We start from the raw sequence: 13746 nt of genomic DNA, 5'->3' as shown, positions 1-13746 counted from the left end.
TACAGTGGGTGGCATGCCAATCAAACCGGGCACGCTCACGGCCAAGGGCCAGGAGACCAGGCGGCGCATCGTCGCGGCGGCCGCGCAGCTGATGTTCGACAGCGGGGTGGCGGCCACCACCGTCGAGGACGTGCGGCTGCGGGCCGGGGTGAGCAATTCTCAGATCTACCACTACTTCGCGGACAAGACCGCGCTGGTGCGCGCGGTGATCGAGTACCAGACCAACGCCGTCATCGAGCCGCAGGAACAGCTCTTCATCCGCCTCGATACCATGGCCGGCCTGCGCGAGTGGCGTGATTTCGTGGTCGGGCGGGTGCGCGAGCTGGACTACCGCGGCGGCTGCCCGATCGCCGCGCTGACCCACCAGCTCGCCGAGCACGACGAGGCCGCGCGGCTGCAGCTCGCCCACAGCTTCGCGCGCTGGTCGGCGGGGCTGCGTTCGGGGCTGGTGGCCATGCACGCCAACGGAACCCTGCGGCCCGACGCCGACCCGGAGGCGTTGGCGGTGACGTTGCTCGCCTCGTTGCAGGGCGGGTTGCTGCTGGCCCAGCTCAACCGCGAGGCCAAGCCGCTGGAGGTGGCGCTCGATTCGGCGCTCGCGTTCGTGGAGCTGCACACGGTCAGCTGAGAACTGGCATTGCGATGCCATTTCTCAAGGGCAACTGTGGGCGTCATGACCGAAACCCCGATCGCCGACCAGTCCACCGTCCTCCAGGAGACCATGGCCGGGCAGCTCCCGGCCGAGGTTCTCGCCGCCTTCGGCGCGGAACGCGCCGAGTTCGCCGCCGCGGGCATCCCGTCCGGGGTGGCCACGCCGGGCACGGACCTGCCGGACGCCGACGTGCTGGACGTCCACGGCAACCCGACCACCTTGCGTGCCGCCCTCGCGGGCCGTCCGGCCGTCGTGGTGTTCTACCGCGGCTCCTGGTGCCCGTACTGCAACCTGGCCCTGCGGACCTACCAGACCGAACTGGTCGAGCCGCTGACCGCGCGTGGTGGCGTGCTGGTCGCGATCAGCCCGCAGAAACCGGACGGCTCGCTGAGCATGCGGGAGACCAACGACCTGACGTTCACCGTGCTGTCCGACCCGGGCAACGCGGTCGCCGGCAAGCTGGGCGTGCTGACCGAGCCCACCTCGGACGCCAAAGCGGCCCAGGCCGTCCTGGGTCTGGACGTGGCCGCCACCAACGCCGACGGCACCACCGTGATCCCCATGCCCACCACGGTGATCGTCGACGGCGCGGGCACGATCCGCTGGATCGACGTCCACCCCGACTACGCCACCCGGAGTGAACCGGCCGAGATCCTGGCCGCCTACGACGCCGCTTTCCGGTCCTGAGGAGGCAAAACCAGTTGTCGGACCCCGTGCGGGCGTAGGCACACTGCCCGCATGGGGGTGGTGGAAGCCCGGACCACGAAAGGGACCGCGACGGGGCTCAGCCTGATGTCGTGGGTGCTGTTCGCTGGGTCCGGGCCGGTGGCCAAGGCGGTGATGACGGCGGGGTGGTCGCCCGGGGCGGTCACGTCGGCGCGGATCGCGATCGCGGCGCTGGTGCTGGTGCCGACTTCGCGTTCGCCACCAAGGCGCTCGCGGGGCTGTCGGCGGGCGCACCGGTGATCCGAGGTCCAGGTCGACGGTCGCGATGCGGGGGAGGTGATCGCGGTGCTGCGGCCGCGGGCCCTGGTGTTCGGGCGTGGCGACCTGTGGCTGCTGCTCGGCTACGGCGTGCTCGGTGTCGCGGGCGTGCAACTGCTCTTCTTCGTTGCGGTGTCCCGGGTTCCGGTCGGTGTCGCGATGGTGTTGGTCAACGCCGCGCCGGTGCTCGTGGCCCTCTGGGTGCGGGTGGTGCGGCGTACGCGGCTGCCGGGGCTGGTGTGGGTCGGCATCGGGCTGGCCCTCGCCGGGCTCGCGCTGGTCGCCGAGCTCTGGCACGTCGACCGGCTGGACCTGCTCGGCGTCGCCGCGGGGCTGGCCTCGGCGGTCTGCTCGGCCGGGTACTTCCTGCTCGGTGAGCACAGCGCGGGCAGGCACGACTCGTTCGGCGTGACCGCCGCCGGTCTCGCGATCGGCGCGGTCGTGGTCTTCGCCGTCAGTCCGGTGTGGACACTCCAGGGCCCGCCGGCGGTGCTCGGCGGGCTCCAGTTCCCGGCGTGGCTGGCGGTCCTGGTCCTCGCCGTGTTCGGCACCGCCGTGCCGTACCTGGTGGGGCTGCACGCTTTGCGTGCGCTGACGTCGACCCGGGCCAGCGTGCTGGCGCTGGTCGAACCGCTGGTCGCCGCCGGGCTGGCGTGGCTGCTGCTCGGCCAGTCGCTCGGCCCGGTCCAGCTCGCCGGGGCGGCGACCCTGCTGGCCGGCGCGGTGCTGGTCCAGGTGGCGCGCTAGGCCAGCGCGAGCCGCGCCCCCAGCGCCACGAACGACACCGCGAACACCCGCTGCAGCGCCGTCAGGACCCGCGGCCGGGAGATCACCTTGTCGCGCACGGCGGCCGCGGCCACGGCATACCCCGCGAACACCACGAACGTCACGACCATGAACAGCAGGCCCAGCACCAGCATCGCCCGGCCCGCCCCGGGGTCGTGCGCGTTCACGAACTGCGGCAGGAACGCGAAGAAGAAGATCGTCAGCTTCGGGTTGAGCAGGTTGGCGAGCACCGCCTTGACGATCGCGCGGCGCGCCGAGGGCGCCGCCGACTCGTCGATGCTCACGCGCCCGGCACGCAGCATCGAGATCGCCATGTACAGCAGGTAGCCGACGCCCGCCCACTTCAACGCCGCGAACGCGACCGGGCTCGCGCTCAGCAACAACGCGATGCCCGTCACCGCGGCCAGCATGTGCGGCACGACGCCGAGCGTGCAGCCCACGGCCGTGATCACCCCGGCCCGCGAGCCGTGGGTGAGCCCGGCGGCCACGGTCAGCACGACCCCGGTCCCCGGCGTGATGGACACGATCAACGCGGTCAGCCAGAACTCGATGCTCATGGCTCCACTGTCGCGCCACAATGGTCTCGTGGACAGGACCAAAGAAGGGCCATCAGCTAGGACCAAAACGTCGGAGTTCCTGCCGCTCGACCGACCACCGGCAGCGGGACGCACGGACTGGCTGACCCGCGTCCTGCGCGACGCGATCGCCAGGAACGCGGTGGCCACCGGCGAACGCCTGCCGGCCAGCCGCGTGCTGGCCGACGAACTCGGCGTGTCCCGTGGCGTGGTCGTCGAGGCCTACCAGCGGCTCACCGAGGAGGGCCTGCTGGCCGGTCACGGCCGCAACGGCACGGTCGTCGCGGGAGTGGTCCCCACCCCGGTGCCCGTCGGCAAACCGGCGCCGGTCAACCTGGAGCCGCGCTCGACGGCGCTGTTCGACGCCCTGCGCGCCGCGCCCGCGAACGCCGACCTCGCCCCCGGCCTGCCCGACCTGAGCGCGTTCCCGCGGGCGGCCTGGCTGCGGGCCGAGCGCTCGGTCCTCGCCGACACCCCGTCGGCGTCGCTGGGTTACGCGGACCCGCGCGGCACGCCGGAGCTGCGGGCGTCGATCAGCCGGTGGATCGCCCGGACCAGGGGAGTGCGGGCCGCGCCGGACGACATCGTGGTGGTCGCCGGGGTGGCCCAGGCGTTCAGCCTGCTGACGGTGTTGCTCCGCGCCGACGGCCAGGACGTGATCGGCACCGAGGACCCCGGCTCGTTCGGCGCACGAAACCAGTTGCAGTCGTGGGGGATGCACACCGTGCCCATCGGCGTCGACGAGGACGGCCTGCGTGTGGACGAGCTGGAGAACTCCGGTGCCCCAACGGTTTTGGTGACCCCGGCCCACCAGTTCCCGACCGGCGTCGTGCTCGCCGGAGCCCGTCGTGCCGCGCTCGTCGCGTGGGCCGAACGCGGCGGCCTGATCGTCGAGGACGACTACGACGCGGAGCACCGCTACGACCGCCACCCCACCGCGGCGCTGGCCGCCACCGCGCCGGATCTGGTGTGCTACACGGGAAGCGTCTCGAAACTGCTCGCGCCCGCGTTGCGCATCGGCTGGGTGGTCGCGCCGCCGCGGCTGCGTGCGCGGCTGGTCGCCGTGAAGCGGGACACCGATCTCGGCAACGCTACCCTGCCGCAGCTCGTGCTCGCCCAGTTGATCGACAACGGCGACCTCGAGCGGCACCTGCGGCTGACCCGCGCCCGCCATCGGACCCGCCGCGACCGCATGATCGCGGCGGTCCGTGAGCACCTGCCGTCGGCCCGGATCCACGGCGCCGCAGCGGGTTTGCACCTCACGATCACGTTCGACCGGGAGTTCGCGGACACCGACCTCGCGCGGCGCTGCCTCGACGCGGGCGTCAAGGTCCACCCGCTGTCCTGGCACCGCCAGCGCCCCGGGCCGCCCGGGCTCGTGCTCGGCTACGCGACCGCGAGCCCGGACACGATCAGCGCGGGGGTCGCCGTCATCGGCCGGTTGCTGGGATGAGGATCCTGGTCTGCGGGGCGCCGGCCAGCGCGGGGGAGTTGCCCGGCGTCGACCAGACCTTGGCCGTCAGGAACCGCAGGAAGGCCGTGGCCTGCTCGGCGGTGTCGAAGTCGAGGTCCACGACGATGTAGTTCGGGTCCTCGACCGGGTGCTGCACGCGGTCGGCTCGGACCCCGGCGCCGCGGCGGGCCTCGGCGAAGCCGTCGAAGGCTGCGCGCCAGGTGGGGTAGTCGGTGATCGGGTGCTCGATGTGCAAGGTCGCCATGAGGACCACGCTAAGGACCGGCCGGGCCCGGCTCCATCCCAGATACCTGGGGTTTTCCGGCTTATGCTGCTGCGCGTGCGGGATCGCGTCGAGCGCCTCTGCGCGGCGGCGACCGAGGCCACGGCGCTGCGCCGCGACGTACTCGACGCGCTGCGCCGTGTGGTCGGCTTCGACGCCTACGCCTTCGTGCTGACCGATCCGGAGACCGAGGTCGGCGTGCAGCCCTTGGCCGAGCTCCCGGTGCCCTCGGACATCCCGAAGGTGATCCGGGCCAAGTACCAGAGCACGGTCAACCGGTGGACCGGGTTGGGCCCGCCCGCCACCTTGACCGGCCCATCGCCGTGGCGCGACCTGCTGTCCAGGTACGGGGTGAGCGACGTGTTGTCGGCGTGCTTCCGCGACCAGTTCGGCTGCTGGGCCTTCCTCGACCTCTGGCGTCGTGGTGGGACGTTCGCGGCTGCCGACGTCGAGTCGGTGGCGTCGATTTCGGCACCGGTCACCCGAGCGTTGCGCCGGTGCCAGGCCGCCACCTTCGGCTCGGCCGCGCCGGCCCGGCGCGTCGATCCTGTGGTGCTCCTGCTGAACGCCGAACTCCACGTGGTCGGGCAGACCGCGGCCACGGCGGCGTACCTGCGCACGCTCGTGCCGCCACCGGAAGGGGCCGCGCCGATCCCGGCCAGTGCCTACAACGTGGCTGCTCAACTGCTCGCCAACGAGGCCGGTGTCGACCGGCACCCGCCGATGGGCCGGGTGCACCTGGCCGACGGGGTGTGGCTGGCCGTGCGGGCCGGGCGGATCGACCAGGACACCATCGCGGTGTCCATCGAGCAGGCGTCGCCGGGCGAACGGGTCGGGATCTTCGCCCGCGCCTTCGGCTTCACCGCCCGCGAGACCGATTTGCTCGAACGGCTGGCCGTGGGGGCGGACACCCGGGAGCTGGCCCGGACCATGCACCTGTCCGAACACACCGTGCAGGACCACCTGAAGTCGGTCTTCGCGAAGACGTCGGTGCGCACCCGCCGAGCGCTGCTGGCCCGCGCCCTCGGCACCTGAAAACTTTCTTCTCGGACGTGTCGAAACCCGACGGGCGGCCTCGACGTCCGGACCGAACCCGCTGGACGTGGAGGACAGGATGAACTACCGGACCGACCCGCGCGTCGACGACTACATCGACGGGCTCACCGACTGGCAGCAGCGGATCTGCCGCGAGGTGCGCGACCTCGTCCACGAGGCCGACCCGGAGATCGAGGAGACGATCAAGCGCACCAACCGCCCGTACTTCGTCCTGCAGGGCAACGTGTGCGCGCTGCTGGCGGCCAAGGACCACGTGAACGTCTTCCTCTACGACGGCGCGATCGTGCCGGACCCCGACGGCCTCATCACCGCGGGCCACGACAACAAGACCGCGCGGACCGTCGCCTACCGCCCGGACGAGCAGATCAACGGGCCGGCGCTGGTCGCGATGCTGCGCCAGATCATCGCCAACAACCGCGCGGGCGGGTGGCGCAAGCTGAAGAAGGACTCAGCGCACTAGCCGGTTCGTCGCCGGGTGCAGCGCCAGGATCACCGCCATGCCCGCCGCGGCGGCCGTGAGCGGGGCGAAGACGTACACGAAGGCCCAGAACGGGCTCGCCGTCGTGATGTGTGCTCCGGTCAGCGCCGCTTGCAGACTCACGCTCAGGCACTGCAGCCCGACGACGATCGCGGTCCCGACGATCAGCCGCCGGCCTGCCTTCTTCCGCTGGAAGAGCAGCACCGCGCCGATCGCGAGCAGGACGGCCTCGACCACGGCCAGAAGCACGTTGGTCCACAGCACTGCCGTCGGCGCGCCGCGCTCGTGGACCACGCCGGAGGCCTGCACGACGAGCGCCACCAGGCCCGGCACGCACAGCAGCGCGAACGCGATCGCGGCGATGGCCGTGCCGTGCGGGGGCGGCGCCTGCAGCGGGCGGGTGACCGGGTCGTCGACCGTCGTCTTGACCGGTGGCGAGGGGATGACCGGCCGCGCGCTGGTGAGCTCGTCGAGGAGGTCGGCCACGGTCGGGCGCTGGGCCGGATCCTTGGCCAGGCAACGCTTGACGAGGTCCATGAGGTGGGCGGGCACGCCGGTCAGGTCGGGTTCGTCGTGGACGATCCGGTAGACCATCGCGTGGCCGACGCCGCGGCCGAACGGGTTGCGCCCGGTCGCGGCGAACACCAGCAGGAGCCCGAGGGAGAACACGTCGCTCGCCGGGCCGATGTCGTCGCCACGCGCCTGCTCGGGCGACATGTACGACGGTGTGCCGATCACGACCTGCGACAGCGTCTGCGAGGTCGCGTCCAGCGCACGGGCGATACCGAAGTCGATCACACGGGGACCGTCGTCGGCGAGGATCACGTTGGAGGGCTTGAGATCGCGGTGCACTAGACCGCTGGCGTGGATCGCGGCCAGCCCTTCGGCCAGCCCCGCCCCGAACCCGGCGATCGACTCGGGCGGCAACGGCCCCCGTGCCTCGACGGCCAGCTGCAGCGACGGACCGGGCACGAAAGCCGTCACCAGCCACGGCGGGTCGGCCGCGGGGTCGGCATCCACCACCTGCGCGGTGTAGAACCCACCGACCCGGCGCGCGGCCTCGACCTCGGTGGCGAACCGGCGCCGGAACCCCGGGTCGTCGGCGAGCTCGGCGTGCAGGAGCTTGACCGCGACCGGGCGCCCGCTGCGGGACCGGCCGTGGAAGACGGTGCCCATCCCGCCGCCACCCAGGCGCCCCTCGAGCCGGTAGGTCCCCACTTGGCGCGGATCACGCTCGCGCAGCGGCTCCATCGGGCCCCTTCCCACGTCCGTTCGGTCGGACGAGGGTACCGAGGCGGCGCGCTGACCTGGAAAAGTCCATAGTGGACAGTCGGGAAGACGCGCGCTCGGCTCCTGCGTAGATCGACAACGAATTCGACTGGCGCCAACACGGCCGAACGGGGCTAGGGTCGCCACTATCGGGTGAATCGTCGACGCAATGGGGGCGTGGGCCGTGAAGCTGAACCGACGTGGATTCCTCACCGGGGTGGCCGGGGCCGCCGCGCTCAGCCAGGCCCTGCCCGGCGTCGCCGAGGCGGCGACCGCCGAGGAGCGGAAGCCGGGGCGGCGGGTGCGTCTGCGCCAGGGCACCGACATCGCCGCGCGGATCTCGCCGGACGGCAAGCACATCGCGTTCGACCTGGTCGGCGTGCTGTGGGTCATGCCCGCGACCGGCGGCAAGGCCAAGCGGCTGACCAGCGACCTGTTCGACCTCACGCAGCCCGACTGGGCGCCGGACGGCTCGGCGCTGGTCTTCCAGTCCTACCGCGACGGCGCGTTCAACCTCTGGACGATCCGCCCCGACGGCTCCGGGCTGCACCAGTTGACCGAAGGCCCGTTCGACCACCGCGAGCCGCGCTACTCGCCGGACGGCACGAAGCTCGCCTTCTCCTCCGACCTCGGCGGCAGCTACGGCATCCACACCCTCGACCTCGCCACCGGCAAGATCACCACCGTCGCCGACACGACCGCCGAGGAGTACGAGCCCGCGTGGTCACCGGACGGCCGCAAGCTCGCGTTCGTCGTCGACAACACCAAGATCGACGTCGTCACCCTCGCGGACGGCGCCCGCACCACCGCGGTCACCGTCCCGGCCGGCCAGGTCATCCACAACCCGGAGTGGACCCCGGACGGCGCCGACCTGCTGTACTGCCTGATCGCCAACGGCAAAGCCCAGCTGATGCGCGGCACCACGGCGCTCGTCGCCGGCGAGGAGGTCTTCCCGTTCCGGGCCTCGTTCCACGGCGGTGACTACGTCTACACCGCAGACGGCGCGATCCGCCGGCGTGCCCTGAACGGCGGCGCGGCCACGAACATCCCGTTCGAGGCCGAGATCACCGTGCAGCGCCCCGACTACCGCAAGCGCCGCCGCGACTTCGACTCGCTCAAGCCACAACCGGTGGTCGGGATTGCGAGCCCCGTGCTCTCCCCGGACGGCCGGTCGGTGGCGTTCCGTGCGCTCAACGACATCTACACGATGCGCGTCGGCGAGCCGCCGCGCCCGCTGACCCGCGACCACTGGTGGAAGTCCGATCCGGCCTGGTCGCCGGACGGGAACTCCCTGTCCTACTCCACCGATCGCGGCGGCAAGCTGGACATCTGGCTCCGCGACCTGCGCACCGGCGAAGACCGCCAGCTCACCAATCTGCCGAACGCCGCGGCGGTGTCCGGCTCCTGGTCGCGCGACGGCAGCACGATCGCGTTCCTCGACCAGACCGGCGCGCTGCACACGGTGAGCGTCGCCGACGGCACGGTGAAGCAGATCTATGGGGCCACGTTCGAGCCCGGCCGCCCGACGTGGTCGGCCGACGGCCGCACGGTCGCGCTCGCCGCCATCAAGCCGTACTCGGCGCGCTACCGCGAGGGCCTGAGCAAGATCCTGCTGGTGGACGTGGCCTCCGGCGCGGGTCGCTACGTCGACCCGATGCCGCACCGCTCGCTGCAGACCCGCGGTGACGACGGGCCGGTGTGGTCGCCGGACGGCACGAAGATGGCGTTCGTGGTGGCCAGCGTGCTGTGGGTCGCCGACGTGCACCCGGACGGCACGTTCGCCGGGGAACCGCGCAAGATCACCGACGAGGTGACCGACGCGCCGAGCTGGAGCGGCGACTCGAAGTCGTTGCTGTACTTGAACAACGGCCGGTTGCGCCTCGTCAGCGCCGGTGGCGGTCACCCGCGCACGGTGCCGGTCGGGCTGCGCTGGGCCAACGTGCGCGGACCCGAGCGGGTCGTCGTGCACGCCGGGCGGATGTGGGACGGCGTCAGCGACACCCTTCGGTCCAATGTGGACATCGTGGTCGAGGGTCACCGGATCACCGCGGTGCGGGCGCACCGTGAAGCCGACACCAGCGCGCGGCACGTGGACGCGCACGACGGCGTGGTCATCCCCGGCCTGATCGACATGCACAACCACCGGGAGATGCAGGGTTACGGCTACGGCGACCGGCAAGGCCGGCTGTGGCTCGCGCTGGGCATCACGACCACGCGCTCACCGGGCAGCCCGGCGTACCACATGGTCGAGGACCGCGAGTCGGTCCAGTCCGGCGCGCGGATCGCGCCGCGGTACTTCGCGACCGGCGAGGCCGTGGACGGCGGGCGGATCTTCTACAACTTCATGCGTCCGACGTTCGACGAGAGCCAGGTCCGGCTGGAACTCGAGCGGGCCGCCGCGCTCGACTACGACCTGATGAAGTGCTACGTGCGGCTGTCCACCGAGCGCCAGCAGGAGGTGATCGAGTGGGCGCACCGGCACGGCATCCCGGCGACGTCGCACTACCACTACCCGGCGTTCGCGTTCGGCGGCGACGGCATGGAGCACATCGGCGCGACCAACCGCTTCGGCTTCTCCCGCACGGTCACGACGCTCGGCACCGGCTACGCCGACGTGATCGACATCTTCAACGCCGCCAATGCATCCCGCACACCGACGTTCTTCGGCTCGGCGGCGTTGTTCCGCGACGACCAGAGCCTGGTGACCGACCCGCGGGTCCGCACCCTCTACCCGTCGTGGGAGTACACGAGCCTGCAGACCGCGGCCACCACCGCGCAGACCACCGACCAGACGGTCAACCTCGCCAACCTGCGCCGCCAGGTCGAGCAAGCCCTGGCGATCGTGCGTGGTGGTGGGACGGTGGTGACCGGCACCGACTCGCCGATCGACCACACGGCCGTGAGCACCCACATGAACCTGCGGGCGATGGTCACCTACGGATTCACTCCGGTGGAGGCGCTCCGCACGGCGACCAGCACGTCCGGTGAGTTCCTGGGCGAGCCGCTGGGCCGGATCGCGCCCGGTCACTACGCCGACCTCACCGTGCTCGGCGGCAACCCGCTCGACGACATCCGCGAGGCGGCCAACGTGCGCTCGGTGCTCGTGAACGGCCTGGCGTACACAGTGGACGATCTGGTGGCGCCGTTCGCCGCGGCCAAGCCAATGGTGGCGCCGAACGAGGTCGCCCCCGCCCCGGTGCATCCGGCGAATGCTGGGTTCTGGTGGCACGATCCGCACTACCTGGCGGAGTCCAAGCGGTCTTGTTGCGCGGAGCGGTAGGTCGAATGCACCCGAGCCGTGTCAGAGGCCGGACCCCACCGGCCACCGCACGTCCCATGCTGACGCCGGCCGCCAGATCGCGGCCGGAGCCGGCATGACGTCACCGAACGCCCACGCGAACACCGCGTCCCGCAACTGGTCGACCGTGATGAACGATTCCGGAGGGAACGAGGTGAAGTCCGGGTTGTGCGGGTCCTGGGCCAGTGCGACTCCGTCGATCCACGCATCGCCCGAAGTGCGCCACTGACGGCTCTTACCGTCCACAGTAGCCACGAGCAATCCGGCAGCCGCGACCTGGTGTCCTTGGTCGACGTCGAAGTACAGCGCGGACGGTGGCAGCTCGATCGGCAGCGGTTTCACTGGACGGTAGCCCTGCGGCGTAAGGAACATGCGCACCGCGGAGGTCGCTACGGGTGAACGCGTGATGCCAGTCAGGAAAGCCGCGAGACCATCCTCGTCTGCGATGTGCGCGGTGAACGCGGAATCGCCAACGGCATACTTTCCCGTTACCACCATGGGGTAGTCGGCCGAGTGCACCAGGTCTGATCGGCGCACCTGGTCGTCCGTTCCCGCGGTCACGACTGCCCTCCAACGAATGTCGTACTGACCGGCGACCCATCCTTGCCAGGCCACCACACCACAAGTTTGGCACCCACGGGAAGCAGTTGAGGCACCACGGACAGGCAAGAGCCTTGGTCGATCGTCCCATCGCGGTTGCGTCCACACGGACCGTCGGTTTTGTTGATCACCAATACTCCTGTCATGGTGCCACTGTCCCGCATGGCTGCGGCGACCTTCACCTCTACGTGATCAACCAAGAAGGACGGACCCCGAGGATCGAACACGCCAGCGTCTCGGCCCACCTCCCACGCTCGCCGTGAGTCCTCGTTCTGCGAACTGTCGAACTCGTGCAGCATGCCGTCGGGGTCGTAGAACAGCCCGGCCGTCACCTTCTTCTTGGCGATGCCGTCCAGACGATCAGCCGCCCAGGACGCGTCGACCATCGCCTCCGAGAGCGCATCCGGGCAGCCGCCCGAATCCGCATGGGCTATCGGGATCCACGCTGGTTCGTAGCTGCAAGAGAAGCGACCGCAACTCGGCGCGTACACAAAGTTCAGCAACAACCACAGCACGGCTGCGAGAACCAGGACACCGGTCAACGACGACACCGTCTTGCTGGCCGGTCTCAGCGCCATCGCGGACTCCCCTGACACGAACGCGATGCCCAGCGCAACGCACCAGTCTCAGCGTGCTGAGCCGTCACCGGCTGACGCAAGCCTGTTCACCGTTAGTCACCCGAACAGTGGCGGGTTCCGCCCCAACTTGGGAGAAGACCAACCCCTTCTACGCTCTGAGCATGCAGAGGGGCCGTAGCCAGCTCGGCTACGGCCCCGCGACTCTTCGCTGTCAGCGTGCGGTGGTCCGCACGAACGCTTGCCATGCGGTGCGGCCGATCGGCAGCTCCACCGTGGGGTTCTTGCTGTCCCGGACGCTCTGGTGATCCTGCCGCACCTCGACACAGTTGCCCGTTTCAGTGAAGCTGGACTTGCGCCACTCCATGATCGACTCCCTTGCGAGACGTACGAGGGGCGCAGCCATCATCAGCTGTGGCCCTTCTGCTCTTCGCGGTCAGCGGGCGGCGGTTCGCACGAACGCTTGCCATGCGGTGCGGCCGACTGGCAGCTCTACCGTGGGGTTCTTGCTGTCCCGAACGCTGTTGTGGTCCTGCCGCACTTCGACGCAGTTGCCCGCGTTGCCCGTGAAACTGGACTTACGCCACTCCATATCGACTCCTACGGTTGGGTGCCCAGTTGTTCAGTGTCGCCAGGAACCAAGCGTCCGGCAAGATGCGGCGACTGAACGCCGGTCTGGGCATGCAGAGGGGCCGCAGCCAGATCCGGCTACGGCCCCTTCTGTGCTCCGCTGTCAGCGTGCGGCGGTTCGTACGAACGCCTGCCATGCGGTGCGGCCGATCGGCAGCTCTACCGTCGGGTTCTTGCTGTCTCGAACGCTCTTGTGATCCTGCCGCACTTCGACACAGTTGCCCGTGTTACCAGTGAAACTGGACTTGCGCCACTCCATGATCAACTCCCTTGCATGGTCGCCACGATCTTATCGCGGCTTGCAGAGGTGGAAAGAGCACAGTCGTCAACCATATCCAGAAGTTGCAGGTACGGCTCAACATCGAACACGAACACCGCGGAGCCGATGAGCTCGACGTTGAGCACGGGCGCCGAGATCGGTGACTCGATCAGCAGCCACGAGTGCAGCAAGCCATGCATGGGTATGTGCTCGGGAATGAGGCGAATGGACAGGCCTCGGTCGTAGCCAGACACCAGAGCTCTCAACTGCTCCGCAAGCGCCTCGGCGCCACCGAACGGTGTGTGCAGCGCGGCTTCTCCGATGAACGCCCGGTACTCCACACCGGGTAGGACTTGTTGCCTACGGAGACGCGCCATCCACCTCAGTTCAGCGTCGGTGTCCGACAGCCCACCGGCGCGCAGCATCCCGATGGCGTAGGCGTAGGTATGCAGCAAGCCGGGGACGACCAGCAGCGAGCAGTCCGTGAGCGCCTTGGCTTGCTGCTCATAACCTGCGAGCGTGCCCAGATCCGGCGAGATGCCCGGAATGGTGCGAGACCACCAGCCGTCCTGCTGGCCGATCTGCGCATCGCTGATCATCTGCTCTCGTTGTGCCGCAGGGACTTTGTAGGTCGTCAGGACCACGGCCACGTCTTCGGTAGTCACCATCCGGCGGCCGTTCTCGGTGCGGCTCAACTTGGCCGCGGACCAGCCGATGAGCTTGGCCGCAGCTTCGAGCGACAGCTTGGCCTGCTCGACCCGAACAGCTCTCAGTCGCGCGCCCAGCTCCCGGTCCCTGGGTTGGTCCCTCCGCATGTTCCGCCTTTCATGGGTGGCAAGTCGAAGCGG

The 13746-nt window shown here is 70.2% G+C and carries 17 protein-coding genes; 8 read left to right on the top strand and 9 right to left on the bottom strand.

The window, feature by feature from the left end; genetic code table 11:
• Nucleotides 1-13 precede the first annotated feature (13 nt).
• Genes EV186_RS26215 through EV186_RS26205 form a run of 4 tightly spaced genes read left to right on the top strand, consistent with a single transcriptional unit; the run spans nt 14 to nt 2383 of the window.
• Complete coding sequence (locus EV186_RS26215) at nt 14-628, top strand: TetR/AcrR family transcriptional regulator (RefSeq protein WP_133852038.1); 615 nt, start codon at nt 14-16, stop codon at nt 626-628.
• 45 nt (nt 629-673) lie between these two features.
• The gene (locus EV186_RS26210; RefSeq protein ID WP_133852037.1) at nt 674-1339 is read left to right on the top strand and encodes a peroxiredoxin-like family protein; all 666 of its coding nucleotides are present in this window, start codon (nt 674-676) and stop codon (nt 1337-1339) included.
• Between the two features lie 51 nt (nt 1340-1390).
• On the top strand, nt 1391-1618 hold the full coding sequence (locus tag EV186_RS40180; RefSeq protein ID WP_243754277.1) for a DMT family transporter: 228 nt from the start codon (nt 1391-1393) through the stop codon (nt 1616-1618).
• A gap of 45 nt (nt 1619-1663) precedes the next feature.
• Nucleotides 1664-2383 carry an EamA family transporter gene (locus tag EV186_RS26205; RefSeq protein ID WP_243754276.1) on the top strand — a complete coding sequence of 240 codons (720 nt, stop codon included), beginning with the start codon at nt 1664-1666 and terminating at the stop codon, nt 2381-2383.
• Here the strand turns inward: EV186_RS26205 and EV186_RS26200 are convergent.
• On the bottom strand, nt 2380-2979 hold the full coding sequence (locus EV186_RS26200) for a LysE family translocator (protein WP_133852036.1): 600 nt from the start codon (nt 2977-2979) through the stop codon (nt 2380-2382). The two genes, EV186_RS26205 and EV186_RS26200, sit on opposite strands and share 4 nt — an antisense overlap.
• Before the next feature lie 28 nt (nt 2980-3007).
• Here EV186_RS26200 and pdxR point away from each other — a divergent pair, with 28 nt between their 5' ends.
• Complete coding sequence (gene pdxR, locus EV186_RS26195; RefSeq protein WP_243754275.1) at nt 3008-4450, top strand: MocR-like pyridoxine biosynthesis transcription factor PdxR; 1443 nt, start codon at nt 3008-3010, stop codon at nt 4448-4450.
• Here the strand turns inward: pdxR and EV186_RS26190 are convergent.
• The gene (locus EV186_RS26190; protein ID WP_133852035.1) at nt 4428-4715 is read right to left on the bottom strand and encodes a hypothetical protein; all 288 of its coding nucleotides are present in this window, start codon (nt 4713-4715) and stop codon (nt 4428-4430) included. The genes pdxR and EV186_RS26190 overlap by 23 nt on opposite strands.
• Before the next feature lie 75 nt (nt 4716-4790).
• On the opposite strand from EV186_RS26190, the gene EV186_RS26185 reads away from it, so the two are divergent.
• Both EV186_RS26185 and EV186_RS26180 read left to right on the top strand, forming a co-directional pair.
• A complete protein-coding gene (locus EV186_RS26185) occupies nt 4791-5768 on the top strand; it encodes a helix-turn-helix transcriptional regulator (protein ID WP_243754274.1) in 978 nt (325 codons plus the stop codon).
• A gap of 79 nt (nt 5769-5847) precedes the next feature.
• Nucleotides 5848-6249, top strand: coding sequence for a DUF1801 domain-containing protein (locus tag EV186_RS26180; RefSeq protein ID WP_133852033.1), 402 nt, complete (start codon nt 5848-5850; stop codon nt 6247-6249).
• On the opposite strand, the gene EV186_RS26175 is transcribed toward EV186_RS26180, so the two are convergent.
• Nucleotides 6238-7518, bottom strand: coding sequence for a serine/threonine-protein kinase (locus tag EV186_RS26175; RefSeq protein WP_133852032.1), 1281 nt, complete (start codon nt 7516-7518; stop codon nt 6238-6240). The two genes, EV186_RS26180 and EV186_RS26175, sit on opposite strands and share 12 nt — an antisense overlap.
• Before the next feature lie 202 nt (nt 7519-7720).
• On the opposite strand from EV186_RS26175, the gene EV186_RS26170 reads away from it, so the two are divergent.
• Nucleotides 7721-10816: an amidohydrolase family protein gene (locus EV186_RS26170; RefSeq protein WP_243754273.1), complete on the top strand. Its 3096-nt coding sequence runs from the start codon at nt 7721-7723 to the stop codon at nt 10814-10816.
• A 21-nt stretch (nt 10817-10837) separates the two neighbouring features.
• Here the strand turns inward: EV186_RS26170 and EV186_RS26165 are convergent, their stop codons facing one another.
• The 6 genes from EV186_RS26165 to EV186_RS26140 all read right to left on the bottom strand — a co-directional run bounded on the left by EV186_RS26165 (nt 10838) and on the right by EV186_RS26140 (nt 13713).
• Entirely contained in the window at nt 10838-11353 is a 516-nt protein-coding gene (locus tag EV186_RS26165) for a hypothetical protein (RefSeq protein ID WP_133852030.1), read from the bottom strand.
• A 38-nt stretch (nt 11354-11391) separates the two neighbouring features.
• Complete coding sequence (locus tag EV186_RS26160; protein ID WP_133852029.1) at nt 11392-12012, bottom strand: DddA-like double-stranded DNA deaminase toxin; 621 nt, start codon at nt 12010-12012, stop codon at nt 11392-11394.
• Between the two features lie 211 nt (nt 12013-12223).
• Complete coding sequence (locus tag EV186_RS26155; RefSeq protein ID WP_133852028.1) at nt 12224-12376, bottom strand: DUF397 domain-containing protein; 153 nt, start codon at nt 12374-12376, stop codon at nt 12224-12226.
• A gap of 69 nt (nt 12377-12445) precedes the next feature.
• Nucleotides 12446-12601 carry a DUF397 domain-containing protein gene (locus EV186_RS26150; RefSeq protein ID WP_133852027.1) on the bottom strand — a complete coding sequence of 52 codons (156 nt, stop codon included), beginning with the start codon at nt 12599-12601 and terminating at the stop codon, nt 12446-12448.
• Between the two features lie 141 nt (nt 12602-12742).
• Nucleotides 12743-12898, bottom strand: a complete 156-nt coding sequence (locus EV186_RS26145; RefSeq protein WP_133852026.1) for a DUF397 domain-containing protein — start codon at nt 12896-12898, stop codon at nt 12743-12745.
• Between the two features lie 2 nt (nt 12899-12900).
• On the bottom strand, nt 12901-13713 hold the full coding sequence (locus EV186_RS26140; RefSeq protein ID WP_133852025.1) for a helix-turn-helix domain-containing protein: 813 nt from the start codon (nt 13711-13713) through the stop codon (nt 12901-12903).
• Between the last annotated feature and the right edge of the window lie 33 nt (nt 13714-13746).

The sequence above is a fragment of the Labedaea rhizosphaerae genome (assembly GCF_004362825.1).
GTDB lineage: Bacteria > Actinomycetota > Actinomycetes > Mycobacteriales > Pseudonocardiaceae > Labedaea > Labedaea rhizosphaerae.
The sequence above is the reverse complement of the archived record's forward strand: the minus strand, read 5'-3'. Positions and strand labels throughout refer to the sequence as shown.